This is a genomic window from Microbulbifer maximicatervae (SeqCode) (assembly GCF_052467385.1).
Window position 1 is genome coordinate 2,415,046 of sequence record NZ_CP174311.1, and the last position, 26,180, is coordinate 2,441,225.

Sequence of the window (26,180 nt, forward strand, 5' to 3'; positions counted from 1 at the left end):
AGTTGGCTAACGCGTGCGAAGCAGGTGATACCATCGAAATCAGTCGTGTCCATGCAAACCCTATTGTTTCAACGGGATCTGGAGAGTTCGTAATTCGGCGGCAATCGTCCACAATTTATGCATCGAAGGTCGTATCAGCGCTAACTATTGAGCCCAAGTGAGGTGACATGAAGGCTCGCTGTTCGCGCTTCAGGCTAATACCTTGAAAGGAAAGATCAATGCCCTATCCAGAAGTTACGATGTCTAGTGACACAATCCACAACCCGAAAGAACCCCGACACCTTATGCGCGCCAAGATTGTGCCTAGGACAGTGCGTGTGCGTCGTGGTGGCAAGGTGATTGCCGAGAGTAGAAATGCTTTGAGAGTTACAGAACTCGCAAAAGATATGTTCGACCCCGTATTCTACTTCCCAAAAGAAGATGTTCTTGCTCCCCTCTCCCTTATAGAGGGAAAGACAAGCTATTGCCCACTGAAAGGCGATGCCAGCTACTTCTCAATCGATGATAGCGGAGAAGCTATTGCATGGGCCTATGAAGCTGCTTTTGACTTTGCCGGGGTGATCAACGGGCGTATTGCCTTCTATCCAGATCAAGTGGCAATCGAAGAGGTTGGAACTTCATCATGACCCTCTTCCCATAGACTCTTTTAGGTTAATGATACAAACCATGCCTAGAAGCTGGCTGCAATAACGCTCCGCCCTTTTATAGGCACTTGTAGCGAAGGACTACTCCGCCCGTTTCAAGGGTATCTGCCCGCATCAACTTAAAATTTTTCTGGATACCGTCAGGTTTGAAGAGAGGTGAGCCAGCTCCTAGTACGATAGGTGCTAGGCATATCCGGTACTCGTCTACTAGACCTTCTCTGAGCAGAGTAGCTACAAGATTCGAACTACCAAATACGAAGATTTCCCTCTTCCCGGTCTCTTTTTTCAGCGCGCGAACATGTTCGGCCGCCTCGCCTTTCAGTAGACGAGTATTTGACCAATTGGCGGTTTCTAGCGTGCGAGAGATGACGGCTTTTTCAAGCGAGTTCATCATGTCCGCAATAGCCCCAGTTTCGTTTTGCCAATAATCGGCCATTCCTTTATAGGTGCGACATCCGAATAGCAAGGTGCCGATTTCATCACCCTGTCGAAGAGAGAAGGCTTCTAATTCGTCGCCCCACACTGTTGCGTGATGGTCCAATGACCATGGGGCGGTGCCTTCAAAGCAGCCGTCCAATGACATCACATTCCAAACCACTAACCGTCTCACAATCTGATCCTCATATATTTGTCTCTTGCATTGTCTGTTGGGACTGAGCTTGATGAGGGCAGTGTCACTCAGCTTGATGAGGGCAGTGTCACTCAGCTTGTTAGGGCCTTGCGCTAGTAGCTCTGGGCTTCCGAGGCGGTTTGGCCATGCGTAGTTTAAATACTCTTTCGCGATATCTCTCTGTTACTTCAAACCGAATTTGTAGCAGCTTGAATTGTCGCAATATCGATCTTTCTCATGGTCATCATCGCGGTGAAGGCGCGCTTTGCCTTGTTACGGTCGGGGTTCGTTGTAAGATCGAGTAACAGTTTTGGCGTAATTTGCCACGAATGGCCCCAGCGATCCTTACACCAACCGCAGGCGCTCTCTTGCCCACCGTTATCCACAATCGCATTCCAGTAACGGTCAGTTTCTTCCTGGTTTTCGGTAATAACCATAAAACTGACCGATTCATTCGGAGTAAAATTTGGGCCGCCATTCAGTCCTATAAACTTGCGCCCGAGGACAGTCAATTCAACAGTTAGCTCACTGCCCTCATGGCCGCCGGGGTAGTCAGCGGCAGCCGTATTAACACGGTCGACATGACTGTTGGGAAAAGTTGCTGCGTAGAATTCCGCCGCTTTCTTTGCTTCGCCGTAGTCGAACCAAAGACAGGTAACGAGTTCTGTCATTTTGATATCTCCTTGGGATTTAAACGGGTCGAATACTTACTCTGCTGAAAGGCTCTGGCATTGATAGTTATGTCGGGACATCTGGTGGGCGTTCCAGATCTGATCTTACTGCTGAGCGTATCGGCATAATGTGCGCAGCTTTCCTTGAATACCAAGTCAGTGATGGGCTCCATAACTTTCGAGTTCCTATCTCTGCTTATCTATCCCAAATTGCGCTTAGACTGCCGGCCCTACTCTCGTTGCAGGGAGAAATCGCCAGTCGTGATACTTCCGCCTCGAACATAGGTCACACAAATTACACCGCTATTTGTCGTTATGGCTTGCTGTACATGGAACGCTGTAGGGATCACACCTGAACCGAAAAGATGTTTCCCGTTACCCAGGACCAAAGGAAAAAGCAGTAATTTAAACTGATCAATTAAGTCCGCTTTGAGTAGAGTTTGAATAAAGTCAGCACTGCCTGGAACCAACAAATCAGGGCCATTGCTAGCCTTGATTGCACGAAGCCTCGAGATTGGGTCATTCCCCAGCCACTCGCTGCCTTCCCAAGTAAACTCAGGTTTCGTGCGAGAAGCCACGTATCGTGTTGTACCGTCGATTTTTTTGGCCAGCTGGATTTCACTTTCATCAACACCCTCAGGCGGAGGGTCAGCAGCAACTTTTGGCCAATGCGCAGCGAAAATATTGTGAGTCCGATGGCCAAGTAGTAACTCAAATGGCGCTGCGAACACATTGCCCATGAATTCACCAACACCTTCATCAAAATAGGAAGCTACCCATCCACCAAGCTCAAAGCCCCCTGAAGAGTCCTCTTCCGGGCCGCCAGGGGCCTGCATCACACCATCCAGGCTAATAAACGTGTTTACAATTATTTTTCGCACAAGTTCTTCCCTGTTGGTTCTATTGGTCCAAATGATGCTGCGGGTTGTACTTGGACTGTTACTCAATGGCTATTGAAGCCTGAAGAGAAGCAATATTGCCCTTCCTATTCGGCTTCTACTTTTCTTGCTTCCAAGTATGCAGTCAGATTGGAAAGAGCGCGCTGCCACCCATTGCGAGTTCCCTCGATTATTCCCGAGCCGACCAGGGAGGCGATTTGTATCGTTACCTTGAGTTCTGTCACGCTTTCACTATTGCCGATCTCCACGCTAATCAAAGAGATACTCAGTGGAGAGCCATCCGTAGTTACACGTTCGGTGAACAGAAGCCGATGTGGCCTTCTGATTTCGTAATAGTGTGTTTCAACCCTGAATCGCAGATCGTTACTTTGACCGCATCGATGTATGTCAATGCCTCCTTCGCGAAAGTCATTTTCGAGAAATTCAATTGTTTCATCTTCAGAAGGAGGCCCCCATATCGAGCGGGCTTGCGGGTCTTCCCATGCGGAAAATACCCGCTCTCTCGGTGCTTTGATCGTTCTACTGATCGATATGGTGTCGTGGGATAAATCTTGGCTCATGCGAATCCCTCTGCGATGTTTGCAAAGCGTGAACAGCCGAGTGCAAAAAATAACGATAGTTAGCTTTTTGGATAACTATAGTTAACAGTAATTGTTAGGTCAATGGATAACCCGCGAAAGGCTCCGCGCGGTTAAAGCTTCAGTGCTAGGTGGGGTGGAGGGAGAGAAATTGGTTTACGCCTATGGGATCCGTACTGTTCGGGCATTTACCCCTTTTGTACTAAGTCATCCTGCTCTTCTGCATCGAGCGTTTCGACATAGCTCGCCATCCGAGCCATCCGGCCTTCCCATATAGCCGTTTGTGTATTGATCCATTTTTGTGCGGCAGTCAGTTGCTTGGGTTTTATCTCACAGGTTCGCACGCGACCGGTTTTCTTGGAGCGAATCAAGCCCGCATCCTCCAGCACACCAATATGCTTCATGAATGAAGGGAGTGCCATCTCAAATGGTTCTGCGAGCTCGGTGACCGACGCTGGTCCGCTTATCAAATGCTGAATGACAGCGCGTCGTGTTGGATCAGCCAGAGCTTGGAAAACAGTATTCAGGTTGTCGTGATTTTCTTCCATCTGAATAAGTATATCGCTGAAAAATTGTTAGGCAATGGCTACTGGGTGTAGCTACGTATTAAAAGCAGCTTAAGGTTACTTGGAAACTGCTTATTCAGTCATTCGATTAGCCTCGCCACCTCAACGATAATGGATATGCTATAGAGCGTCTGCAAGCGCTGGTTTGGCTCCCTACTATGATCATAGAATCAGGTGGAGTCGATTAAATGGTGTTATAGGGCAAAGATAAAATGTTTCAGTGTTAACAGGCTACTGGAACCCCATTACTTAAAAGAATAAGGTGCAACAGTGATCGATTTTACTTATCAAAAGGATGTTCAAATCGAACCTATCTCTTATACAGTCCGGGCAATGCCAGAGAAGGTCTTCGATGCCTGGATCATACCCAACATGGTTGAAAAATGGTGGGGGCCTGACAATTTCACGACACGTGTACTCAACCTCACTGCCAAGGTTGGTGGGTGCTTTGCTTTTGAGATGACTGCTCCAAGCGGCAGTTCCTGTATTATGTCTGGTGTGTATCGCAGCGTTGACAGGCCAAAGCGATTAGTTTTTGAAGTCCACGAGCATTGCAATCTTAATCTGCCAAACAGTACCGAGCCGCAAGAGAATGCATCTTTGGTCGAAGTTGTTTTCAGGGGCAGTGAGCTTGGTACCATCGTTACTCTGACACATACGCTTCTCAACACTGACTACGCAAAACTGGCAAAAGCCAGTTGGACTCAATCAATTTGCCAAATGGAAGCTGTACTTACCGAATCTATCACGAGCTAGTGTTTTCTCTAATGGGCTGGATTAATGAGTTAATGTAAGTTTTCTTTGGATCAACAATATAATCCAGCTAGCGATAACAAATGGTGCGGTTAATACAATAATATCAGCGCTCATAAAAGCCATTGCGATTGGAACGGTTAATATGCTCCCTGCAATTGGGGCTAGCCATCGCTTACGACCATTTGATAATGCAATAGCGCTCAAAGATGCATTGTAACCGAAGAGCCCGGCAAGAATTAATGTGGGTGATAAGGCCAGGAACATGGCCAGTGATGTGGCCAGCATTCCACCAATAATACTCCAACACGCATGAGATTTATTCGAGATAAAAATCCCAATTAAAAAACAAATACCTGTAATGGCATTGTTCTGAAAGATAATTTGACCAATACCTTCGAATATCCCCCAGGTTGAGGTGTTTTCGTTAACGAATGCTGCAGTTGGCGCTAGATCTAGTGCTGGAGCCAATATCCATATAGCCCATATCACCAGAATGTAGGGTGCAGTATAAGGCGGAAGGATAAAGTGAAGCAGCATAAAGCGCATGATTAAGACTGTTAAAGCACTTCCACCGACAATCAATAAAAAAGTCATTAGGGATGGAGCATATAATAAGAATATGACTACACCGATCAAAGCTCCATTGTACCCAAATAGTCCATCCTCAATTTGTTTTACGGGATAATTAAGGATATTTGCACAGGCAGTTGCGGTGATAACCCCAATTACGACCCCTATAGCCATGGTAATAGAGTTAACTGTTACTCCGAGTATGAATAGAAAGCCACTCAAGGCGTTTCTTTGTAGGATGACCTGGCTAATTCCTCTGAAGATACTGACAAGACAATTTCCGAGTTTTGTAGTTATTGGCTTTGTCATAGTATCTCTATTACAGCCTTAATTCGAATTAGTTAGTGTGGCTGCCAGATTTTGAGCCAAGTGAAATTAGAATATATTGTGTATGAGATTAGCAAAGGGGTTATCCATTATCTTTCTTAATCTGAATAAGTTGTAATTGACCCTACCCGCTCACTTGTTCACGGTCATAAATATACTATTAACTTTAGGTTATCCAGAATAAGCCATGGGCAATACACAGTTACCAGGTAAGCTCGATATATTGTAGTGCTACTTAGTTGACTGTCACGTTCTGACCAGAAGCCTGTAGTCTGCTTTAGCTTATTAAATTTTCTTCATACCTGTGATTGAATGTGCTTCCCCAAAAACCATCTACAATTCAACACACCACTTAAGCGCCGTGGGTAGTACTTTAAGCTATTCCGGTGTATATGGTTAAACGATACTTTCGGTAGTGAGGTAGCAAGCATGTTTAACAACGTAGGTTGGATTATCGAGGGAAAGATAAGAAAGGGGCATGAAGCGGAGTTCAAAGCTGTTGTGAATGAGATGGTCGCAGCAACTAAGAAAGAAGGTGGAACCCTGAATTACCAGTATTACGTAACCGATGATGGAAACGTACTTATCTATGAGCATTTCAAGGATTCCAAATCCGCTCATAAGCATATTGACTCGTGGGACAACTTTGCCGATCGTTGGATAGCAGCTGCTGAACCGACTCGCTTAGTCCACCTGGGAGATATGCCACAAGATCTTCGGGAGCGTCACTCAGGCCTGCAATCAATTCTGTACCACCCTTACGCTGGATTTGAACGTTCAGGCGGTAAGGCTCACTAACCGTTTAGGGAAGAAAGTAAAGGTGTAAGACTTTCACCAGTTGAGTTGATAACTACATGTTTCAAGACAACTGGTGAAGGTTGGGTACCCTTTCATTTACAAAAAGTTACTCCAGCAGCTTCATGGAATCCCATATTTCTCAGCCAATCGATCGATTTCTGCTTGTGATCTGGAATTATCTGGACACTTCGCACCAAACCATGGGTTTAGATCACTATCTGTATTTGTAGCAGGTAGCTCTTTAACATCAAAACAACGGTCTCCAACTTGAACAAAGGTTCCTGTCGAGGTCTGGTATCTGTTTTCTGTAGGCTGATATCGACGGACTTTGTTGCGTTCCCTGGCTATTTTTCTCTCAAGAGCGGGATTGAATACAGTCGGTTGTCGCCCTGACCTTGGCGCAGTTGGGAAATCCTCGGAATCGGGTCTTGCCTCTAATGCTCCTTCCAATTTGGGTGGTGGCTCTTCTATTTTGGTTGGCTTCACATTATTCAAACTATCAGGTATTGGCGGGCTAGTAACGGTTACTACATCTGTCGGAGCGGTATCCTGCTCTGATACTACGCTCGGTTCTTCAGTAGTTGGCGGAGACGTAGAAGGCAGAGGAGTAAATGGGGCCAGTAATTTGACTTCTAGCGACGTGTTGGTCCTAGGAGTTGGGCCTGGAGCTATTGATACTGGAACAACTATCAGTGTTATATGGGTTCCAATAGCAATCAGTACTGACACTGCAAAGCGCAAATTTTTGGTGGTTTTGATGTTGGAGAGTGAAGGTGTCGTCGTATTAAAATCCATCTACTTCGTAGACCATATCTCTATAGACCTGGCCAAAATCCTTTTCCGAAAAACTCAGTGATTAGTGCGATAACAGGTAGGACTCCCACAGATCTTATAAGTTCTTTGGAGCCTCCAACTTCACCTGGTTGTTACTTTATGACAATGATGCCATCGCCCTCCTCCAGTTAGCCTTCTTCGCTCCTGAATACATCGAGAATCGCCCTAGGGTTCCTAGTCAAACAAATCCACTTGGCCTCATTGTAAGAATTTGCACTCCAGTACGACCAAGATGGGTATCTAAACAGATTGTCTTCAAATTAGGGCTTATACCCTGCCACTAAGGATATGGATTGTATGAAATTTATCCGCTTAGCTCTTCGCACCTTGATCGCCGCTACATTAGTTTTTTCTATGCCATTCGCTCTAGCATCAGAGCCATTTTCCGAAGAACGATTCAAGGAGTTACAAGCTGCCAAACGATCCATTTTGATCGATGTGAGAGCAGATTGGTGCCCAACCTGTAAAAAGCAGGGCGAGATTCTGGCGCAGTTTCAGAGGGACAATGCCCAGTGTGGCCTTACGATCCTGAATGTGGATTTCGACTCCCAGAAAAAGTGGGTTAAGCACTTCCGCGCTCCTCGGCAATCAACGCTACTACTGTTTAATGGGGAGCAACAAATGTGGTTTAGTGTTGCCGAAACTCGTGCCGATGTAATTCAGCAGAATATCTTCGATTCAGTTAAGGCTTGCACTGACAATGCTTGAGCTTAGCGCCATCCCCCTGGCTTTGATCGCGGGCACTCTCAGTATTCTCTCTCCCTGCGTTTGGCCATTGGTGCCAATGGTTGTCGGGGCTTCTAATAGTGCCGGGCGCTGGGGGCCGTACGCGTTAGCTATTGGGCTGAGCTTGTCATTTGCATTGGCTGGTACTGTGCTGAGCTTTCTATTGGTCTCTTTAGGATTAGACCCAGAACTCTTCCGCTATATTGCCGCGATAATGTTAGTGGCGGTTGCACTAGTCTTGTTGATCAAACCACTTTCCGATTGGCTGACCTTGCGTTTATCAAAAATCACCGCAGGGGCGAGCATTACCGGTGATGGAGCTTGGGCTGGGCAGTTTGGTATTGGCTTCCTTACCGGAATCATCTGGCTGCCATGTGTTGGCCCTACCCTGGGTGCCGCTATAGCACTGGCTTCCATGGGCCAGCAATTGGGGCAGTCATTTATGGTGATGTTTGCTTTCGGACTAGGTACCGGTGCAGCGCTTTTAGTGGCTGGGGGGTTATCGAGGCAGATTTATACTCGACTGTCACCATCAGTTGGGGCTTTCGCGATTGGAGGCAAAACAGTACTAGGTCTTATACTATTACTACTCGGGGTACTGGTCTTGAGTGGGCTTGATAAGGTAATGGAAGCCTGGGCTTTGAATTGGATTCCCGAGTGGACTTTCAGTTTTTGATGGTCTTTTAGTGGTAAGCCAAGCCATATTGGTTTTTACGGGCCGGGTATTCTTATTCGGCCTTCTTAACTTGGAATCACAAAATTAGCCTTACGACTCAATAGGTACTCGCTCCCTTCATCGGCGTGAATGCGCACTTTTCATATTGGAGGATTTACGGTGGTAGAAATCGAGTGTCTATGGGAGTGCAATGATGGATTGGGCGAGACACCGATTTGGTCAGCGGAAGACAAGTCTATTTATTGGGCTGATCACGTTAACCCCGAACCTGACCCCGCTGATGCCCGGCCTCCATCCATAAGAAGCTTCAATATCGAAACAGGCGAACGCAAGACCTGGGAGATGCCTGAACAAATAGGCTCCTTTGGCTTCCGCCGTGGAGGCGGAATGATCGGAGGTGGATGCTCCGGTTTCTTTGCGATCGACTTGGAAAACAGGCGTGTCGATACAATCGTTAATCCTGAACCCGGTAGGCCCCACAGTCGTTTGAATGATGGCAAAGTGGACCGCTATGGACGTTTCTGGTGCGGTAGTATGGATGTGCGTTTTAAAGACAAATCTTCCTATCTCTATTGTTTGGAGCCCGATTTAACTTACCGAAAGGCCGATAAGGATTTTCGCTTTGTTGTAGCCAACGGCATTGCTTTTGACCCTGAAGATACGCGAATGTACTTCGGGGATACCTTTGGACATATGGTTTACGTATTCGATCTGGATATCAGTGACGGCCGGATTAGTAACCGGCGCCCTTTCTTCTCCATTGAAGACCGACAACCAGGAATTGTCGACGGTGCAACGGTAGATACGGAGGGGTTTTACTGGTTTGCGTTGAATCTTGGGGGCAAAATATTGCGAGTGGATCCCAAAGGAAGGCTTGATAGAGAGATCGACCTGCCGATTCGCAGCCCTACCTGTATCGCTTTTGGCGGTAATAATTATGAGACACTGTTTGTCACATCTCAGCAGTCATTCCTCACTAAAGGGGAGCTGGCTCGACATCCTCAACCGGGCTGTATCTTAGCCGTTCACGGGCTTGGAGTTCAGGGGCTTCCTGAGCCAAAGTTCGGCAGTTAACTAGCTCTTAATTGCAACTCTTCAAACAGGCATCCCTATTCTTGCGTTCTGTCGGGCTAGAATCTTTGTGTGTGATAAATCTGAATCGCCAATTGGACAAGAGAGGTGTCAGTTGCGTATCCCTGCCATCCCACCAGAAGAGCTCAGCGAAGAACAGAAACCTCTTTACGATGATATGAGTAATGAGATGAAGGGGTATTTCACAGGTTTCATCAAGAAGCGCAAGGATGGCGCTTTACTGGGGCCCTGGGCACCAGCACTGCAATATCCCAGGTTTGGAAAGCCCTGGTGGGACAATATCAAGGCTATTGCAGACAAACCCACGCTTCCTAAGGCTGCTCGGGAGGTTGCGATTCTAATCACCGCAGCTCATTTTAAAGCGGGTTATGAGCTGTACTCCCATACGGTTATTGGTGAGAAAAGTGAGTTGGCCAGGAGCAAAATTGCCACTATCGCAGCGGGCCAGCGCCCAATAGACCTAACTTTTGAGGAAGCCGCTGCTTATGATGTCGCCGCATCACTTGCAGCTGGAGGCCGCCTGCCAAAGGCTACTTGGGAGATGGCCGTGAGTGCTTTCGGTAACGAGGGCGCCGCCGAACTGGTCTTTCTCGTGGCTGGCTATCATCAGGTCTCTGCCATTTTAAATGGTTTTGATATTTCCATACCTGGTGACGGGAGTTAAGGAAAGTCTCGGTTCGGGAGGGGGCAAGAATGTTCTGGGTTTATCCAGCCCAACGACACACTCATCCCATATGTAAGTTGTGAAAAAAGTAGCGTCCTCTGAATGCTTGAAAGCAAATACCACTCTCTTCGAGAGTAATTGAGTGGAAGGTAAAGTGTGTAGTTGGGATAGGTTGCAGCGCCCTATTCCAGTGCTGTACAGATTCTATAGAGTTTACGAGATGGCATTCGCCATCTCGCAGGAAATAGCCCGTTATTGGGCGGCAACAGCTTGAGGTATATCTGCAGACTGCTTTGACTGGGATACCTGCCTATAGATATATCTGCTCGAATAGAGGCAAATGACCCCCATTACCAGGGCGCCCAAGTCAGTGAAGACCACTGGCAAAGTGACGGACTTCCAGGGGATCAGCAGACCATTTTCAGTTACCAGTGCATTCAGCAGCGGGATACCGCACAGCAGCAGGCCTGCGCAAAGTGAGAGATCTGCTAATGCAGGTTTTATCTGGCGGCGCAACATCGCCCAGGCTATGGCCACTCCCCATACAGAGAGATACACCATTTCAATCCAGTGAAAGCGCTGATCGCCACCACCACCGGGAGGTAATAGCTTATTGGCATAGAAAGTGGCCGCGGTGGCGACAACCAAACCGGCACAAACCCCTACCGTGAGCAAACTGAGGAACCAGCCGGAACCTCGGGTATTAATATCACCAGAGGGAAGCTTCTGTCTCTGTGCCTTGCGAACCTGCCAGATAACGGTGCCCGTTACCATCATCAAACACAATGCCAACCCCAACACAAAGTATAGGGCTTTTATCAGGAAGCCACCGTAGAGTGCGTAGTGAAGTGGAGTCAGTGAAAAATACACCCGCATAAACGGACCTGAGTCCTGCACGGGGTTATTGATATTAACTACTTCGCCATCTTCACTGCGGTATTTGACATCAACAAAGCGCACCAGCGCCTCGTTTGTTTGGCCCGAGACTTGGACAACCTGATTGCGATCCCCGTAGGCCTCCACATAAATGGCTTTGGGTTTCGCATTAGGCACTTGGTCCTGGTAGCGCAGCAGTATTTGGTTATAGCTACTGGATTCCAAAGGCTCGCCAGTTATCTCAGGATGTTCCCCCACTACCGAGGCGACTGCTGCTTCCACATTACCTTCAAAAGCAGAAAATGCAGCAACCTGAATCATAATGCCATTCAGGCCAAGTATTGCGCCGGTAAAAGCAATCACTATATGGAACGGTAGCGGCCAGACCCCTAATACTTTGTGCAGGTCTGTCCATTTGAGCCGCCTGCTGCGATCCACACGGAATTTAAACATCTCTTTAAAGATTTTCTTGTGAATGATGATGCCACTTAATATGGAGAGCAGCATCACCAAGCCCATCAGTCCAACCAGGTAGCGTCCAAAAGGCCTGGGAAACAGTAGATCAGTATGCATATACGTCAATAGCTCAGCGAAATCAGAGCCGCTGGGCGGCAGCACTTCACCGGTATTGGGGTTTATATGGCGTACCTCGGTTTCCTCGCTTTCAGCATCAGTCCAGAGCACTTCCAGCATAGGATGGTAGTAGTCTGGCATTGAGATCATAAAAAAGCTGTCCTCGCCGATATTTGCCTCAGCGAGCACCGGAGCGACCAGTTGATCTACATCCACAGGCGCTTCAGCATCGAAGGCAATACGATGCTCGGGGCGTTCCCATTGGGTCAGCTCGTGGCCAAATAGTGCGACCACGCCGGAAAAGGAAATTACGAATAGCAGAATAGAAAATAACACCCCAATCCAGGAGTGAATTTCGTAAAAAAGGATATTGCTACGCTGTTGCATTTAAGTTGGCTAGACCGAAAATTATAAAAAAGAAAGAGCGCTTAGTCCGAGCATGACCAGCAACAGGGATAATAGGTATGCCGCTGCGCGCCAAGTGGAGGCGGCGAGTAACCCCATACTCATATACCCGACCCATAAAAGTGTCGATAACATAGATCCCGCTGCCATCCGTTCTGTTGGCTCGGCGGACGGCCAGTAAATCGACAACATCACTGTGCTGGAAAACATCAAGATAATGCTCAGCACAATGGTCAGGGCGACCTGTTGCCAACTGATTTTTATTGAAGCAGCCATAGAGTTATCCGATAGTCAGAAGAGCCTGCTCTAATACCAACAAGCCCACTACTGACAGCGGAAAATGGCGAAGCAGCCAATTAGGTTTGATTGGGGCGAGCAGTGCTTGTAATAAAGCGCAGAACATCGCGACACAAAGCCAGATGGGTATCCCTACCTCCCAACCATATAGGAATCCATAAGGAATTGAACTCACCGGAAGCACCCACCAGGTAATTCTTTGTAAGCGCTTAAAACTACTGAGCTGTAGATCTTTATGTCTGGTTACAAAAATAAGTAGTACAGCCAAATAAGTAAGTAGGAAAGCCACCAGGTTAGACATTGAAGTTTTCCAGCCTTCTTTGCTTAGAGGTCGCGGATTTTTTGAACATTGCGCTTAATCTTTACAGAAATGGAGTTTCGTAGTTGCAAATATTGCCTTCAATACTGGGAAGCTTTGTATTTAGCGATCTACCGGGTTTAAATTTAAGTCACAAATAATAATCATTATCAGTTGTAGTCTATCTTAAGATACATGTTTGTTCAATTGGCTTGAAAATGCAGACAGACTGGAAGGTGGCAAGGAAGAGGTGCTAAGTTCTTTTACCTTTCTTCCATATCTTATCGTTCTTACCGTGTGGATTATTGACTTCGAAGCCAGTGGCTTATCCAAGCAGAGTTACCCTATAGAAGTTGGCCTCTGCTCTGAAACAGTGGAATACCAAGCGCTAATAAAACCAGTGCCACACTGGTCTTATTGGTCCGATGGTGCTGAATCAATACATAACATTTCCCGGTCAAAGCTGGAATCCGAGGGTATAGATCCAGCTATAGTGGCTTATAGCCTAAACAGGATTCTTTCAGGCCAAGTTGTCTATTGCGATGCCCTGCACTGGGACAGTTTTTGGTGCAATGCCCTTTTTTCTGATACTGGTATTCATCAGGAGTTTGAACTCAGGGATATTCAGGAGCTAATAGGTGGCTCTGAAAATCACCTAAGAGCATTCATTAATGAGCGCGAAAAGCTGGAGGACTCTGACAAATTCACAGTTCATCGAGCGCTGGATGATGCAAAAATAATCAGGAAGGCACTAAAAGTAGCATTAGCAGGCTGATATGAGTGAGTAGCTTTGGAGTTAAGTAAAACGGTCGTCCTCCTTAGACTAACTAACAGAGAGCAGTAATTAGGGAGCCTCTGAGTAACTCCGTGATACCTCTGGCATGCAGAGCGGTTCACAATCAAGGCGCGGCTTCGCAGGAATGTCTAGACCTTTCAAGAAATCGCAACGCGGAGTGTGAATCGCTCTGCAAGCCCCGAAGGGCGGGCCTTGAAGGCCACAGCTGCTGCGTTGCAGCTCTTGCAAAGGGCTACGGCCATTCGCGGCGAGCTGCGCCTAACATCTGCAGCCTTCAAGACCCGCAGAGGCATTACGGAGTTACTCAGAGGCTCCTTAGGTCTATTACTTCTGCACCTTGTGGAGGCACTAACTTTTTGCCGCAATAAAAACACCACTTCCTATAAGTAAAGCCCCGGAGCCGTATTTTAAAGCCGGGGTCTTTCCTGATTGACTGACTGTTGACCGTGCCTTGCAGGCAAGGTACGCATAACCGGCCATCACACTGCCTACGGCTAGCGTTGCAATTGCAAATATAATTGCAATGTCCAAAGAAGCAACGCGAGTTAGATCGAGGAAGGCTGGAAAGAAGCTTACGTAGAAAAGAATAGCTTTCGGATTACCCAGCGTGGTGACTAAGCCCAGTAGAAAACTTGAAAAGCTGCTATGGGAGTGGCTTGTTGCTATTTGGTTTTGGTCGACTTGTCTTTTCTTTGCTGAGAGAAAGAGATTCACTCCCAGCCAGATAAGATAGGCTGCTCCAGCATATTTAATAACGATGAATAAGCTCCCCAAGGTTTCGGCTAGCGTTGCTAAGCCAAGCAGAGCTAACAAAATAAAGAAATAATCACCTACAACAATTCCCACTACTGTAATTAACCCCTGGCGCAAGCCGAGTGTCACTGACCGGGAAACAACAGCTAATACTCCCGGCCCAGGTATCAGTGCTAGAACTAGCATTGAAATGAACAGAGCTAAGGATGTAGAGATTGTCATGAAGTACTCAGTGATAGTTAGAGCTTTTATGCAGTGATTCTATATGTTCAAAAGCTGTACGTAAATTGTACTTTTGAGGCTTCTGGCTAGCAAATCCTTGGCAACTGCTCCCCAGGTAAACGCTGCAATAACCGATCACATCCCAAATTGTTTTTTAAAATAACCTGGGAGCTACCTCCTCCCCCAACAGTACCAATAACCGCAAAGCTGCTATATGCGGTTGCTTTTCGAAGAATGGAAAGTGCCAACTTAACACCTGCTTCGGGGACAAAAGACACAAAACGCCCCTCATTCGCTACATAGAGTGGGTCTAGCCCCAGTAGCTCACAAGCGCCCTGCACGGCATCACAAACAGGTATCTTGCTCTCCTCCAAGACAAAGGTCCGTCCGCAGTTTTCCGCTAGCTCCACCAATGCGGTGGCTAGCCCACCTCGTGTGAGATCTCGCAGACAATGAACTTCAATTCCGGCATTGATCATTTGTGCAACTACACCATTCAGTGGCGCACAATCGCTGAGGAGATCACTTTCAAACTCGAGTCCCTCTCGGCTGGCCATCACCGCTATGCCATGGCGGCCGAGATCGCCGGACAGGATAATAGAGTCACCTTGGCAAATACGGTTGGGATCAATGGGTTGTTCTCTTATCAGGGTACCGATGCCACTGGTATTGATATAGAGCCCATCCCCCTTCCCTTTCTCTACCACTTTGGTATCGCCGGTGACTAAGGTAATTCCTGAGTTCCGGGCAGCCTCAGCCATCGAGATCAGAACCCGTTGGAGAGTTTCCAGGGGCAACCCCTCTTCGAGAATCAAGCCGCAGCTTAGAAACTTGGGTTCCGCGCCTGCCATGGCCAAATCGTTGACGGTGCCATAAACGGCGAGCTCACCGATATTTCCTCCGGGAAAGAAAAGCGGTGAGATGACAAAGGAGTCGGTGGTAAATACGAGCTGATCCGGTTTCCATGGAAGTGTTGCACTGTCATGGGCCTGGGATAGCCAGGGATTAGAGAAGACAGGTTGAATATATTGATCGATCAAGCGTTGGGTCATCTCCCCACCGCTGCCATGGCCAAGGCGTACGACCTCGTCAGCGGTTGGTGGAATTGGACACTGCAGATTCATTCGATTCCACCTGGTTCTGGTAGCGATAGTAGGCCGCGCAAGCGCCTTCAGTGGAAACCATTGACGCCCCCAGCGGTTGCTGGGGTTGGCAGGTCTTAGCGAAGTGAGGGCAATCCCCGGGCTTCTTTAGCCCCAGCATAATATCCCCACTGATACATCCCCTGTTTTCAGAAATGCTCAATGCTGGAAGATTGAATGTTTGTTCTGCATTGAACCCTGAGTAATCGTCCCTCAATACCAGACCGCTAGCGGGAATTTCACCTATACCGCGCCACTGTTGTGTTGCTACTTTAAAAACCTCTTTAATCAAGTCCTGGGCAACGGTATTACCTGTTTTAGTAACCGCGCGCTGATATTGGTTTTCTACTTCACAGCGACCATTTTCTAATTGACGGACACACCGGAGTACGCCTTCAAGAATATCCAGGGGTTCAAAGCCTGTGATCACTATTGGAATCTGGTGTTTTTTCACCAAACTGCGGTACTGACGATATCCGGTTATTGCACAGACGTGACCGGCAGCTAGGAAACCTTGAATCCGGCAGTCTTCACGGGCACATATCGATTGAATCGCCGGTGTAACCAAAAACTGGGATATCAATGCGTAAAAGTTGTCGATTTGCTTTTGCTTGGCGAGGGACAGCGCCAGGGCATTGGCGGTAGCAGTCGTTTCAAAACCCACCGCAAAGAATACGACCTGCTTGGTGGGGTTCTGCTCTGCCACATTGAGCGCTTGCAGCGGCGAGTAAACAATACGGACATCGCCTCCGGCAGCTTTGACCTTTAGTAAATCTCGATCTGAACCGGGGACTCGCAACATGTCGCCAAAGGAGCAGAAGATAACATTGGGCATTGCAGCAATCGCAATAGCTCTATCGATGATTTCCTGAGGTGTGACACAAACCGGGCAACCGGGTCCGTGTACTAATTGAATCTCCTCGGGCAGTAATTGCTGCAAGTTATATTTTGCGATGGCATGGGTTTGCCCTCCACAGATCTCCATTAGAGTCCATGGGCGAGTGGTGACTTTCTGAATCTCTGCCGCAATTAGCTTGATGTTCTCGCCGTTGCGGTATTCCTTGAGGTATTTCATTACAGGCTGACTCAACCCAATGTTTTGAGGTACTCGAAAACCTTATTTGCTTCTTTTGCTCTCAACTTGCTGATCGCGACTCCAGCATGAACGATCACGTAGTCTCCTACTTCAGCCTCGGGTACCAGTGATAAATTTACAGCTTTACTGATACCGCCGAAGGAAACTTTTCCAGTGCGCTCCATGGCTGATTCTTGCTCTATTAATTCGATTCTTCCGGGAACTCCCAGGCACACTAGGAACTCTCCTCTCCCAATGATTGCCCAGCAGCATCCATACATTGTGCGTAGTGGATCTGGCCCAGCGATATTCCGCCATCATTTGGGGGGACCTCGCTATGGCTGTGAACGGAAAAGCCCTGACTTTCCAGAAGCGCAGTGACGGTTTCGGTAAGCCGCTTGTTCTGGAATACACCGCCAGACAGAAAGATATTCTTTTCACCTTGTTGCATTGCTACTGCCAGCGCCATCTGCGCGAGTGTGTTGTGAAATGCAGCGGCTCTTTGTGGCAGTGATCGGTTTTCATCGTAGATCAAAGCACTAATACAGGGTGTCCAATCCAGTTCCAGCAGGTCCCCTTTTTGAACAAGGCTAAAGGGGTAGCTGTCTTTAGAGCTGACGCCACGGGCACACTGTTCTAGAGCCATGGCTGCCTGCCCTTCAAAGCTGGTATGCGTAGTCAGTCCCAGGAGTGCGGATGCCGCATCGAAAAGGCGGCCGACAGAGCTACACGGTGGACTGTTAATCTCACCTTTTAGCATGGTGACCAGGTTTTGACGCTCGCCACGGGTGAAGCAGCGCTTTAATTGTCGATTTTCCAGGGCGACAAACCCGGAGATTTCATACAGAAGTCCAGCCGCAGAGCGCCTGGGCTCCCGTACGGCCTTTTCACCGCCTGGCAGCGGGAATGTGCGAAAACTTGCGATGTGTTTGACAGGAGATTGTCCATTCCAGTGAAAGAATTCTCCACCGCGAACAATGCCACTGCGGTCGTAACCAGTTCCATCCCAGCAGATTCCCAGTGCAGGCCCTGAGTGAGCGTGTTCTGCCATGCAGGAGAATAGATGGGCAATATGGTGCTGAACGCCAATACGCACAGCTCTTTGCTTCATAGCCCAGCGGTGAGAGGTATAGCCTGGATGGAGGTCGTGGATTAATTTTTTCGGGCGGCACTGCTGTAGTTTGGTGAGGTCTCCAATAGTTTGGTTGAAGTGCTTCAGGGTATTGGCACTTCCTAAGTCGCCAATATGTTGGCTGGGATATGCCCACCCGGCGTGAGACAGTGCAACTGTGTTTTTCAGGTCCGCGCCCAGGGCCAGAAAGCTCTCTCGTTCACTTTCGCCCTTTTGGCCTGGGCTAGGCAAGGTAATGGGAAGTGGCGCGTAGCCCCGGGCTCGACGCAACATCAGCGGACGGTTATTGACCACCCTGAGTACAGAGTCATCCAGCGGGCGCAAAATTCGACGATTGTGAACCAGAAAGTAGTCAGCGATTTTACCCAGGCGCTCAAACGCCTCATCATTTTCTGTACAGATAGGCTCTTCCGCAAGGTTGCCACTAGTAGCGACAAGGGGGGCTCGATACTTACGCGCAAGCAAGTGATGTAAGGGTGATGCAGGTAACATCACCCCCAAGTCGGCAAGATTTGGAGCGACCAGCGGATGTATCCTGGAGTGACTGTCATCCTTCGCTTCCAATAGAACAATCGGTCTTTCTCGGGTTGATAGTAGCTGCGCCTCTTGCTCCGAGACGCAGCAATCCTGGCAGACACTTTTCAGCTCGTCATATAGAAGCGCGAATGGCTTATGCGGACGTTGTTTGCGCTGGCGCAAGTTGGCGAGCGCCTTACCATTGGAGGCGTCGGCTAACAGTTGAAAGCCGCCTACCCCTTTAAGGGCAATAATTTTCCCCTGGGCAAGGGCATCAAGGGCTTTGGATAGTGCCCGACTCTTCTTCGCAATTGTAACGCCGGCAGTATTACAGAAAAGTAATTGAGGACCGCACTGTGGGCAGGCATTGGGTTCCGCGTGAAAGCGTCGATTGAGGGGGTCCCGGTACTCCCCCGAGCATTTTCCGCACAAAGGGAAGTGGTGCATGGAGGTGTTGACACGATCGTAGGGCAGTTTGTAAATGATGCTGTAGCGGGGGCCACAAAGAGTGCAGCTAATAAACGGATAGTCGTAGCGGCGATTATTGGGGTCTGACAATTCCTTGAGGCAATCATCACAGGGAGCCAGGTCTGGTAAGACGATGGTTGAGCTGCTGGCATCACGGACACTGGGTAAGATTCGAAAACCGTATTCTGCTTGAAGAGCCACCGGATAGGATTCAATGTGAGTGATGCGACTGTAGGGAGGCTTCTCTGAAGATAACTTATCGATAAACTTCTCGATTTCCCGGCTTTTGCCTTGGACTTCAATTCTCAAGCCGCCGCTATAGTTGGCCACCCAACCTTTTAATTGAAAGCTATCGGCCAAGCGATAGACAAAGGGCCGGAATCCTACTCCCTGCACCAATCCGGCGATTTCAATCTGGCGGCGTTCAGTGGCCATCGGTCTCCTCAAACTTTAAGCTCTCCAGGATTACATCCTGGGCTTCCTTGTGATTAATATCCTTAAGCTCATCAATTTCCAGCTTAATCCCCTCGAGAGAAGTCCCGAGTATCTCCCTGTCAAAATGCTCCCTCAGATGCGCTGCAGACATATGCGCCAGGGCACCTAAGCGCAAGCGAACGCCGATCGGCCTGCCAGGTTCATCTGAGGCCAGTTCTTGGATTTTATCGATCAGGTTTTTGATGAGATTCTGTTCGTGCATAGTGGTCTCCGCTGTATAGCGTTAGGTGCGCGATAATCATTTGCTCTGCTCGATGGGCTGCACTGGCCACTTTGGGCGATAACCCCTGTCCTTTTGCCAGACTTTCTGAGTTGATCGCAAAAACATCCAGATGTGCCGGCAGCGAATCAATATGTTTTCCCATGATCAGCGCTTCGGTCAGTCCAAATCCATGGCTTGATGTATTGCACATCGATGGAGCAAATGCGTTGCCTAGACCATCAATGGCGACGACTTCCCCAATAGGGTGCTGATCGCTTACCATGGCGTCTACAAGGCAAACCCATCGACCTTTCCATTGCGAGAGCAAATGTAAAATATCGCCACCGCTTTCGAGGAATTCCACCGCCCCTCCAAGTTTTTGGCGAAGTCGAGCGATGATATGTGGCCCTACTCCATCATCACCGCGCAGGGGGTTGCCCAGGCTTACCAGTAACCATGGATTGCTTACTTTGCACTTGCCCATAATTCAAATGTAGCTGTAGGAAGTGAGTGGAGCAGGAAATGCAAGGGTCGTAATTCCTTATCGCCCGTTCACATAGCCCCTGTAATTTATCCTCAGGAAAGTGCATAAAGCTCGGCAACATCAAGCGGAGGTCATCTTCGATGGTCTTCTGGTTTTGTGAGGTGGGAGCGACAATTTTTGCCGTCGTAATCTTGCCTTTCTCATCAATATCGTAGCGATGATACAGAAGCCCACGGGGTGCTTCGGTGGCTGCACAGCCGCTTGCGGTTCTCGGCTCTGTCTTTAAGTGAGGCTCGGCTGGGGGTTGGTATCTATCAATAATATGCAGGGCTTCTTCAAAGGCATGTAGTACCTCCAGGCTCCTAACGAGGATGCTTTGGAAGGGATTTAAACAGGGGGCGGTAAAGTTGATCTCTTCAGCCAATTGCAATGCTCGAGGCGACAGCTTGTCGCGATTAAGGTTGTATCGTGCGATGGGGCCCACCAGATAGGCACCCCGCTCCCGTAAAGTACAGTGCAGCGCGGTGCTGTGAGCGACGTGCTCTTCTTCAAAGTGGTTCTCATAGTCTTGGGCGCTAATATTGAGTCCCGCACTGGAGGTGATCCTGCCCTCGTTCATTGGGTATTCTGACGGGTGCGTTAGAGCGACAAATTCGTAGTGATTATCCCTTCGCCATTCGTAGCTGGGGAAAGGCAAAGCTGCGGACCAGCGCACCAGTCGCTCGGTGAGATCCCGGGCCATTTCCAGCTGCGCTACCAAGGCTGTGAGTTCACGAGCTTCTGGAACCTTGTAGAAACCCCCTACCCTCACATTAATCGGGTGTACTTCCCTCCCACCAATAAGGCGAACCAGGGCATTGCCCGCCTTTTTAATCTCCAGCGCGTTCTTAACAATCTCTGGATGATCCTTAGCCATTGCGACTGCATTGGGGTAGCCGAGGAAATCTGGTGCATGGAGCATGCTGATATGCAGCATATGGCTCTCGATCCATTCACCGCAGTAAAGCAATCGACGAAGCATACGCAAAGCGCCGCCGGGCTTTAGGTTCAGGGCATTCTCCATGGCATGCACAGCACTCATCTGGTAGGCCACCGGGCAGATCCCACATATGCGTGCGGTGATATCTGGGGCTTCCAAGTAATCGCGCCCTCTGAGAAGGGCTTCGAAGAACCTTGGGGGCTCAAAAATCTTGAGCTGTACATTTTGTACGCCGCTATCGTCGTAGTCGATATGGAGCGCTCCCTCCCCTTCGACCCGAGCGAGATAATCTACCTTAATCGTTTTGCTGCGATCCGCCATAAAGCTCACCTGGAGGCAGATTTATCACCAATGTTTGGGGAAATTAACGCTCCCCATCTTCTTGCCTATCTTCACTTTGTACTTTAAAAGAAGACGCTAGTGGATTGAAATTCCTAAGGTTTTCAACAATTAAAGTATTTTCTACATTTAGTTTTTCATTCCACCAGTGGCACAGTGATTCGGTGTTGGGATTTTCCTTGGGACCGTAGCAAGCGTAGCAACCGCGGTTGTAACTGGGGCAAATAGCGCCACATCCCGCGTGTGTAACAGGCCCCATACAGGGGGTGCCATGGGCAACCCAGATGCAAACATTGCCGCGCAATTTACAGTCAATACACACCGAGTGATTGGCAACCTGGGGTGCTCGCCGGTGCAGGAATGCACTGATTACTTCGAGCAGTTGATGCTTGTTGATCGGACACCCCTGCAACTCAAAGTCCACTGCTACCCTCCCTGATATTGGTGTGGATTCCTTGAGAGTGGCGATATATTCCGGGTGGGCATAGACCACATCGGTGAACTCCTGCACATCGGCAAAGTTGCGAAGTGCCTGAATCCCTCCAGCTGTTGCACAGGCGCCAATACTGATTAGAAAGCGGGACTGACGTCTGACCTCTAGGATTCTCTCTTCATCTGCTGGCGTGGTAATGGAGCCTTCAACGAGAGAGATATCAAAAGGACCCTCTTTCACCTCACTGGAGGCCTCCAGGAAATAGGCGATATCTACCTGGGCTGCCAAAGAGAGAAGCTCATCCTCGCAATCCAATAGGCTCAATTGGCAACCATCACAGGAGGTGAACTTCCAGACGGCAAGCTTGGGGGTAGGATTACTACTCGCTATAGGCTGTTGATTTGAAACCATGAGCGAATATCCCGGTAGCAAAGGACAGGGCCATCTTTACAAACAAAGTTAGGTCCCCACTGACAGTGGCCGCAGATACCAATGGCACACTTCATGTTGCGCTCCATGGATAGATAGATATTGGATTCAGTCACACCTTTATGGAGAAGAACCTGTATGCAAAAGCGCATCATGATCTCGGGTCCACACACAAACACTAAAGCATCATTGCACTCCAAATGAGTGACACGCAGAGGGTCGGTAATCACACCAATATGCCCGTTCCATTCTGTGCTGGCGTGGTCCACAGATGTCACCAGTTCAAATGAGCTGTGCCAGTGACCAAGCTCTGGCTGGTAAAGCATTTCTTCGGGGCGACGAGCCCCATAGAAAACTTGTAGGCTCCTGGCCGGCAAGTGCCCCTTAAGAAAGCTGTAGATCAGGGGGCGTAAAGGCGCTAGCCCAAGTCCGCCGGCGATAATCACTAAGGGACGATTTGCCGCCAGGTGAGTTGGCCACCCCTGCCCGAATGGTCCCCGGATGCCCAGTTGCGTTCCAACTTCCAGTTTGCAAAGCGCTTGGGTTGCAAGTCCCTGGCCTTTAATCGTATGGGTAAGTGGCTCAGCGGATGACGCACTGGGGCCACTCAAGGAGATAGCAGCCTCCCCGGCACCAAAGGCATAAAGCATATTGAATTGCCCGGGCTGAATGGGTGATGGGGTCCCAGCTACTCGCGTCAGGGATAGAGTGACAGTGCCAGGAAATTCTTCGTGCCGATGGGTAACACGCCATAATTCAGGGATCACAGCGAGGGATTCCCTGTGACGGATGTGGCCCGTAAAGGTCCAACAACTGTATTCGTGCTGCCTGCAGTCGTTCTGTAGCAACTTTGGTAAACCGTTTCATCAATTCGAAACCGAGTCTCGGTTCTTTTTCGCACTTATCTCGGAGGCACTGCCCGCCAAGTTTAAGGCTGCGAACTGAGGTCAGGGCCCGGGCATCGAAAGCACTCAAGTAGGGAGGATACAGCCAGGACCAGCCGAATATATCTCCACCATGCAGTGTCATCAGGCAAAGGGGCCCATAGTTGGGGACAAAGGATTCTACGGCGACACGTCCAGATCGAATTAAGAAGAAATGGTTAGCCGGAGAGTTTTCCCTGGCAAGGTATTCGCCTTCTTTATAGTGACTATTGCTTGTACACCCGGAGAGGAATGCCAGGTCCTTGTCTGCCAGCCCGGTAAAGAAAGGGTGCTCCTTGAGTAAGGTGGTGACAACTTTCATTTGTGTTCCTGGGAGCGAATATTCTGTATCTCTTCAGTGATATCGATGCCTACGGGACACCAGGTAATACAACGTCCACAGCCGACACAGCCAGAGCTGTCAAATTGGTCAAACCAAGTGGCCAGTTTGTGAGTCATCCACTGCCGATAGCGGCTGCGGGTATCCGCTCTTACCGGGCCGCCAGACAAATAGCTCAACTCAGCCGTAAAGCAGGAATCCCAACGCTCCCAGCGCTGTGCTTCATTTCCGGTTAAATCTGTTGTGTCCTCAACGGTTGAGCAGAAGCACGTGGGGCAAGCCATAGTGCAATTGGCGCAGGAGAGGCAGCGCTCCGCGACTTTATCCCAGCTGGGGTTGTCATAATTGCGATAAAGCAGTGTCTTCAGGTCAGAGCTGTCAAAGCTGCGGCGACCGTTACTCACTTGATTTTCGGCTTGCTGAACGGCAGCTTGCCCCTCTTGTTTCTCCGCTTCTGATGCGTCAACAGTGGGTAATTGCTTTAACACTCTGTCGCCTTGAGGGCTGCCGCTGCGTATGAGGAAGAAGTGGGCATCGGAGGTCAGAACTTCGGTGATTACCAGATCACTGGGCAGTTGCACCTGCGGGCCTGTGTTCATTGAGGTACAGAAGCAGGTATTTGCTGCTGTTGTGCACTCCACCGCGATAGTGAACAGCTGTGCTCGATGTGCCTTATAGCTGCTGTTGGCGTAATCTCCCTGTGCGAGGACACGGTCCTGGATAGCAATGGCGTGTAGCTCGCAACTGCGAACACCGAGAAACGCTAACTTGACCGGAGGCTCTTCAATTTCCAGAATCTGAACATCTTCTCCAGAGCGGCTAGCGCTCCAGAGCTGGCGCTGGGGCGGCTGAAGAAACTGCTTCCAGGAGTGGGGACCAACGGCGTAGCCAAAATAAGCCTTGTCATTGCGGTGCTCCACCCGGTATTGCCCCGCCTCTTGCTGATCCGTCCATCCTTGGGGAAGATCTGTGGGAGTTTCAATCTCACCATAGGTAATAGCCCCGTTATGCAGTATCGGGCCAAAGAGCTGGTATCCTTCACTGCGAATTGCCTGAATCAAACAATCCAGGTCATTCGCTGCCAGTTTAAGTATTTCCACGTATAGCCGAGAGCCGGCTCCGAAAGAGCAGTAGTTGGTGATCTACTGATTTTTAGGTCTGTACTGGCTAATTGCACTAAGACAAAAGTGCCAAAATGCTAAGAAGAAAGTTTAGAGAAAAGCTATAGCCCTGACTACTTATTGAGGTGGGGTACATCCTTTAGGCAAAGTATTTCATAACCTTCTGATACTTATATACGACATACCATCTAAGCAAGATGATTGGCGCAGTACTTGCCATCACAAGGGCTACACCTGCCCCGAGTTTGTTTAAGTTGATGGCGAGTAAAGAAAATTCAAAAATATCGATAAGCACAATAACTGGAATAAAAAAGATCCAAAGTTGCTCGAATCCTATTCTTTTGGCAAACGCTAATCCAAACAGTACGACGTAGAAAAGCGTGGAAACAACCAAGCTGATTACCAACCACCAAAAGGGGATGCCTGTGGAGCCATCGGTCAAAACCGTATATTGGGAATACAGCTCCAGTGGTAGAAGGATAAAAAAGACAATTTTCCAGCCTTCACTAGGGCTATAGACGGGGGGGCGATTGTCGAGTTCGCTCTCAGGTGCTTGATAAGGATTTTGCACGCTCTGCCCTTTTATTGGCCTTTGAAATTTAAAACTGTCAGCGACTTCAATCCTATGGATTAGTGCATTTATAAGCAATTCTTGCCGGCTTTTAATTACTGCAGCCCAAATGTAGAAGTAGTTTGCCGATAATCGTTTAGTCTTTGGCATTCAGAGCTTAAAGATTGACATCATGGCTTTACCTTGCTAACACTACAAAAAAGCAGGTTAAGTTGTCACATTTATGCGATGAGCTGCCTCACACTATCGATAAACTATATGTAGCAACTATTGACTTTGAAACTGCAGACAATATCCTCGCTGTTCAAATTTTGATAGTCAGAGAGTCTAACTGGTAAGTAATGATGACCTCTATTTAGCTCAGGGAATGGCGAGAAGTAACTTTCGGATTGGTAATTGGTGCCTATCTGGAATAGTGGTAAATAATAAGGACGTTTCGAGATGCAGGATATGTATCAGACACCAGATAGCCCTCTTACAGACTCTATTCCACACTACAAACCCAGTGTAGGTTGGAAGGTACTCCTTTTTATTCTCGCCCCGCTGGAAGTCTATTCCCAATATCTTGGTTTCGCCGCCGATGAGTGGGATCTTCCTATTTGGTGGATGATTTTTAGTCTGCTAGTTTATATTGCATTTTTTGTTGCTTTGTTTGGATTGGCTTTCTCGAAAAGGATTGCCTTCCCAAATGCTTGGCGTATCTATTTGCCTATTTTAATCTGCACTGACGTATTTGAATTTTTCTCCGTCATCGATGAGTTCAATATGTCGGTACTGGAAATCCAAATCATTACTATGATTTGGATTTCAGTGATATTTTTTACTTGGTACGTCGTGTACCGGTATCAAAAGGTGATGCGATATTTTAAATAATATCTACGCTAGCCTTAACCACTTTCA

The 26,180-nt window shown here is 48.5% G+C and carries 32 protein-coding genes; 9 read left to right on the top strand and 23 right to left on the bottom strand.

The window, feature by feature from the left end:
• Positions 1 to 218 precede the first annotated feature (218 nt).
• A complete protein-coding gene (locus ACJJIR_RS10130) occupies positions 219 to 626 on the top strand; it encodes a DUF427 domain-containing protein (RefSeq protein ID WP_444908262.1) in 408 nt (135 codons plus the stop codon).
• Between the two features lie 76 nt (positions 627 to 702).
• Here ACJJIR_RS10130 and ACJJIR_RS10135 read toward each other — a convergent pair whose 3' ends face one another.
• From ACJJIR_RS10135 to ACJJIR_RS10155, 5 genes are all read right to left on the bottom strand, one after another.
• Positions 703 to 1,254 carry a dihydrofolate reductase family protein gene (locus tag ACJJIR_RS10135; RefSeq protein ID WP_444908263.1) on the bottom strand — a complete coding sequence of 184 codons (552 nt, stop codon included), beginning with the start codon at positions 1,252 to 1,254 and terminating at the stop codon, positions 703 to 705.
• Between the two features lie 188 nt (positions 1,255 to 1,442).
• Positions 1,443 to 1,925 carry a VOC family protein gene (locus tag ACJJIR_RS10140; RefSeq protein ID WP_444908264.1) on the bottom strand — a complete coding sequence of 161 codons (483 nt, stop codon included), beginning with the start codon at positions 1,923 to 1,925 and terminating at the stop codon, positions 1,443 to 1,445.
• Between the two features lie 230 nt (positions 1,926 to 2,155).
• A complete protein-coding gene (locus ACJJIR_RS10145; RefSeq protein ID WP_444908265.1) occupies positions 2,156 to 2,806 on the bottom strand; it encodes a dihydrofolate reductase family protein in 651 nt (216 codons plus the stop codon).
• 104 nt (positions 2,807 to 2,910) lie between these two features.
• Entirely contained in the window at positions 2,911 to 3,384 is a 474-nt protein-coding gene (locus tag ACJJIR_RS10150) for an SRPBCC family protein (RefSeq protein WP_444908266.1), read from the bottom strand.
• Positions 3,385 to 3,590: 206 nt separating this feature from the next.
• A complete protein-coding gene (locus ACJJIR_RS10155) occupies positions 3,591 to 3,950 on the bottom strand; it encodes an ArsR/SmtB family transcription factor (RefSeq protein WP_413661976.1) in 360 nt (119 codons plus the stop codon).
• Positions 3,951 to 4,238: 288 nt separating this feature from the next.
• Between ACJJIR_RS10155 and ACJJIR_RS10160 the strand changes: the two genes are divergently transcribed.
• Entirely contained in the window at positions 4,239 to 4,724 is a 486-nt protein-coding gene (locus ACJJIR_RS10160) for an SRPBCC family protein (protein WP_413661975.1), read from the top strand.
• Positions 4,725 to 4,745: 21 nt separating this feature from the next.
• Here the strand turns inward: ACJJIR_RS10160 and ACJJIR_RS10165 are convergent, their stop codons facing one another.
• Positions 4,746 to 5,603 carry an urea transporter gene (locus tag ACJJIR_RS10165; RefSeq protein ID WP_444908267.1) on the bottom strand — a complete coding sequence of 286 codons (858 nt, stop codon included), beginning with the start codon at positions 5,601 to 5,603 and terminating at the stop codon, positions 4,746 to 4,748.
• A 447-nt stretch (positions 5,604 to 6,050) separates the two neighbouring features.
• Between ACJJIR_RS10165 and ACJJIR_RS10170 the strand changes: the two genes are divergently transcribed.
• Positions 6,051 to 6,419 (top strand): putative quinol monooxygenase, encoded by a 369-nt coding sequence (locus tag ACJJIR_RS10170; protein WP_444908268.1) that lies wholly within the window; start codon positions 6,051 to 6,053, stop codon positions 6,417 to 6,419.
• Between the two features lie 120 nt (positions 6,420 to 6,539).
• Here the strand turns inward: ACJJIR_RS10170 and ACJJIR_RS10175 are convergent, their stop codons facing one another.
• On the bottom strand, positions 6,540 to 7,214 hold the full coding sequence (locus ACJJIR_RS10175; protein ID WP_444908269.1) for a hypothetical protein: 675 nt from the start codon (positions 7,212 to 7,214) through the stop codon (positions 6,540 to 6,542).
• A 336-nt stretch (positions 7,215 to 7,550) separates the two neighbouring features.
• Here ACJJIR_RS10175 and ACJJIR_RS10180 point away from each other — a divergent pair, with 336 nt between their 5' ends.
• The 4 genes from ACJJIR_RS10180 to ACJJIR_RS10195 all read left to right on the top strand — a co-directional run bounded on the left by ACJJIR_RS10180 (position 7,551) and on the right by ACJJIR_RS10195 (position 10,411).
• Positions 7,551 to 7,961, top strand: coding sequence for a thioredoxin family protein (locus tag ACJJIR_RS10180; protein WP_444908270.1), 411 nt, complete (start codon positions 7,551 to 7,553; stop codon positions 7,959 to 7,961).
• Positions 7,954 to 8,655, top strand: a complete 702-nt coding sequence (locus ACJJIR_RS10185) for a cytochrome c biogenesis CcdA family protein (protein ID WP_444908271.1) — start codon at positions 7,954 to 7,956, stop codon at positions 8,653 to 8,655. Before ACJJIR_RS10180 ends, ACJJIR_RS10185 begins: the two co-directional genes overlap by 8 nt.
• Positions 8,656 to 8,784: 129 nt before the next feature.
• Complete coding sequence (locus ACJJIR_RS10190) at positions 8,785 to 9,729, top strand: SMP-30/gluconolactonase/LRE family protein (RefSeq protein WP_444908272.1); 945 nt, start codon at positions 8,785 to 8,787, stop codon at positions 9,727 to 9,729.
• Between the two features lie 112 nt (positions 9,730 to 9,841).
• Positions 9,842 to 10,411, top strand: coding sequence for a carboxymuconolactone decarboxylase family protein (locus ACJJIR_RS10195; protein ID WP_444908273.1), 570 nt, complete (start codon positions 9,842 to 9,844; stop codon positions 10,409 to 10,411).
• A 252-nt stretch (positions 10,412 to 10,663) separates the two neighbouring features.
• Here the strand turns inward: ACJJIR_RS10195 and ACJJIR_RS10200 are convergent, their stop codons facing one another.
• The 3 genes from ACJJIR_RS10200 to ACJJIR_RS10210 all read right to left on the bottom strand — a co-directional run bounded on the left by ACJJIR_RS10200 (position 10,664) and on the right by ACJJIR_RS10210 (position 12,863).
• On the bottom strand, positions 10,664 to 12,196 hold the full coding sequence (locus ACJJIR_RS10200) for a PepSY-associated TM helix domain-containing protein (RefSeq protein ID WP_444908274.1): 1,533 nt from the start codon (positions 12,194 to 12,196) through the stop codon (positions 10,664 to 10,666).
• A 72-nt stretch (positions 12,197 to 12,268) separates the two neighbouring features.
• A complete protein-coding gene (locus tag ACJJIR_RS10205) occupies positions 12,269 to 12,541 on the bottom strand; it encodes a hypothetical protein (RefSeq protein ID WP_108733205.1) in 273 nt (90 codons plus the stop codon).
• Between the two features lie 4 nt (positions 12,542 to 12,545).
• Positions 12,546 to 12,863 carry a hypothetical protein gene (locus ACJJIR_RS10210; RefSeq protein WP_444908275.1) on the bottom strand — a complete coding sequence of 106 codons (318 nt, stop codon included), beginning with the start codon at positions 12,861 to 12,863 and terminating at the stop codon, positions 12,546 to 12,548.
• 196 nt (positions 12,864 to 13,059) lie between these two features.
• Here ACJJIR_RS10210 and ACJJIR_RS10215 point away from each other — a divergent pair, with 196 nt between their 5' ends.
• Entirely contained in the window at positions 13,060 to 13,635 is a 576-nt protein-coding gene (locus ACJJIR_RS10215; protein ID WP_444908276.1) for a hypothetical protein, read from the top strand.
• Positions 13,636 to 14,004: 369 nt separating this feature from the next.
• On the opposite strand, the gene ACJJIR_RS10220 is transcribed toward ACJJIR_RS10215, so the two are convergent.
• The 13 genes from ACJJIR_RS10220 to ACJJIR_RS10280 all read right to left on the bottom strand — a co-directional run bounded on the left by ACJJIR_RS10220 (position 14,005) and on the right by ACJJIR_RS10280 (position 25,430).
• Positions 14,005 to 14,631 (bottom strand): LysE family translocator, encoded by a 627-nt coding sequence (locus ACJJIR_RS10220; RefSeq protein WP_444908277.1) that lies wholly within the window; start codon positions 14,629 to 14,631, stop codon positions 14,005 to 14,007.
• A gap of 86 nt (positions 14,632 to 14,717) precedes the next feature.
• Positions 14,718 to 15,755, bottom strand: coding sequence for a hydrogenase expression/formation protein HypE (gene hypE / locus ACJJIR_RS10225; RefSeq protein WP_444908278.1), 1,038 nt, complete (start codon positions 15,753 to 15,755; stop codon positions 14,718 to 14,720).
• Positions 15,721 to 16,848 carry a hydrogenase formation protein HypD gene (hypD, locus tag ACJJIR_RS10230; protein ID WP_444908279.1) on the bottom strand — a complete coding sequence of 376 codons (1,128 nt, stop codon included), beginning with the start codon at positions 16,846 to 16,848 and terminating at the stop codon, positions 15,721 to 15,723. Before hypD ends, hypE begins: the two co-directional genes overlap by 35 nt.
• A gap of 11 nt (positions 16,849 to 16,859) precedes the next feature.
• A complete protein-coding gene (locus ACJJIR_RS10235; RefSeq protein ID WP_444893906.1) occupies positions 16,860 to 17,084 on the bottom strand; it encodes a HypC/HybG/HupF family hydrogenase formation chaperone in 225 nt (74 codons plus the stop codon).
• Positions 17,084 to 19,399: a carbamoyltransferase HypF gene (gene hypF / locus ACJJIR_RS10240; protein ID WP_444908280.1), complete on the bottom strand. Its 2,316-nt coding sequence runs from the start codon at positions 19,397 to 19,399 to the stop codon at positions 17,084 to 17,086. The genes ACJJIR_RS10235 and hypF overlap by 1 nt, the downstream gene beginning before the upstream one ends.
• Positions 19,389 to 19,661: a hydrogenase/urease maturation nickel metallochaperone HypA gene (locus ACJJIR_RS10245; protein ID WP_282932830.1), complete on the bottom strand. Its 273-nt coding sequence runs from the start codon at positions 19,659 to 19,661 to the stop codon at positions 19,389 to 19,391. The genes hypF and ACJJIR_RS10245 overlap by 11 nt, the downstream gene beginning before the upstream one ends.
• A complete protein-coding gene (locus tag ACJJIR_RS10250; RefSeq protein ID WP_444908281.1) occupies positions 19,624 to 20,145 on the bottom strand; it encodes a hydrogenase maturation protease in 522 nt (173 codons plus the stop codon). Before ACJJIR_RS10250 ends, ACJJIR_RS10245 begins: the two co-directional genes overlap by 38 nt.
• Positions 20,081 to 21,445, bottom strand: coding sequence for a Ni/Fe hydrogenase subunit alpha (locus tag ACJJIR_RS10255; RefSeq protein ID WP_282932828.1), 1,365 nt, complete (start codon positions 21,443 to 21,445; stop codon positions 20,081 to 20,083). The genes ACJJIR_RS10250 and ACJJIR_RS10255 overlap by 65 nt, the downstream gene beginning before the upstream one ends.
• Positions 21,446 to 21,488: 43 nt before the next feature.
• Entirely contained in the window at positions 21,489 to 22,307 is an 819-nt protein-coding gene (locus tag ACJJIR_RS10260; protein ID WP_444908282.1) for an NADH-quinone oxidoreductase subunit B family protein, read from the bottom strand.
• The gene (locus ACJJIR_RS10265; protein ID WP_444908283.1) at positions 22,283 to 23,092 is read right to left on the bottom strand and encodes an FAD/NAD(P)-binding protein; all 810 of its coding nucleotides are present in this window, start codon (positions 23,090 to 23,092) and stop codon (positions 22,283 to 22,285) included. Before ACJJIR_RS10265 ends, ACJJIR_RS10260 begins: the two co-directional genes overlap by 25 nt.
• A complete protein-coding gene (locus ACJJIR_RS10270) occupies positions 23,082 to 23,570 on the bottom strand; it encodes a cyclic nucleotide-binding domain-containing protein (protein ID WP_444908284.1) in 489 nt (162 codons plus the stop codon). The genes ACJJIR_RS10265 and ACJJIR_RS10270 overlap by 11 nt, the downstream gene beginning before the upstream one ends.
• Positions 23,567 to 24,688 carry a 4Fe-4S dicluster domain-containing protein gene (locus tag ACJJIR_RS10275; RefSeq protein ID WP_444908285.1) on the bottom strand — a complete coding sequence of 374 codons (1,122 nt, stop codon included), beginning with the start codon at positions 24,686 to 24,688 and terminating at the stop codon, positions 23,567 to 23,569. Before ACJJIR_RS10275 ends, ACJJIR_RS10270 begins: the two co-directional genes overlap by 4 nt.
• A 160-nt stretch (positions 24,689 to 24,848) precedes the next feature.
• Positions 24,849 to 25,430: a hypothetical protein gene (locus ACJJIR_RS10280; protein WP_444908286.1), complete on the bottom strand. Its 582-nt coding sequence runs from the start codon at positions 25,428 to 25,430 to the stop codon at positions 24,849 to 24,851.
• Positions 25,431 to 25,721: 291 nt separating this feature from the next.
• Between ACJJIR_RS10280 and ACJJIR_RS10285 the strand changes: the two genes are divergently transcribed.
• Positions 25,722 to 26,153, top strand: coding sequence for a hypothetical protein (locus tag ACJJIR_RS10285; protein ID WP_444908287.1), 432 nt, complete (start codon positions 25,722 to 25,724; stop codon positions 26,151 to 26,153).
• Positions 26,154 to 26,180: the final 27 nt, after the last annotated feature.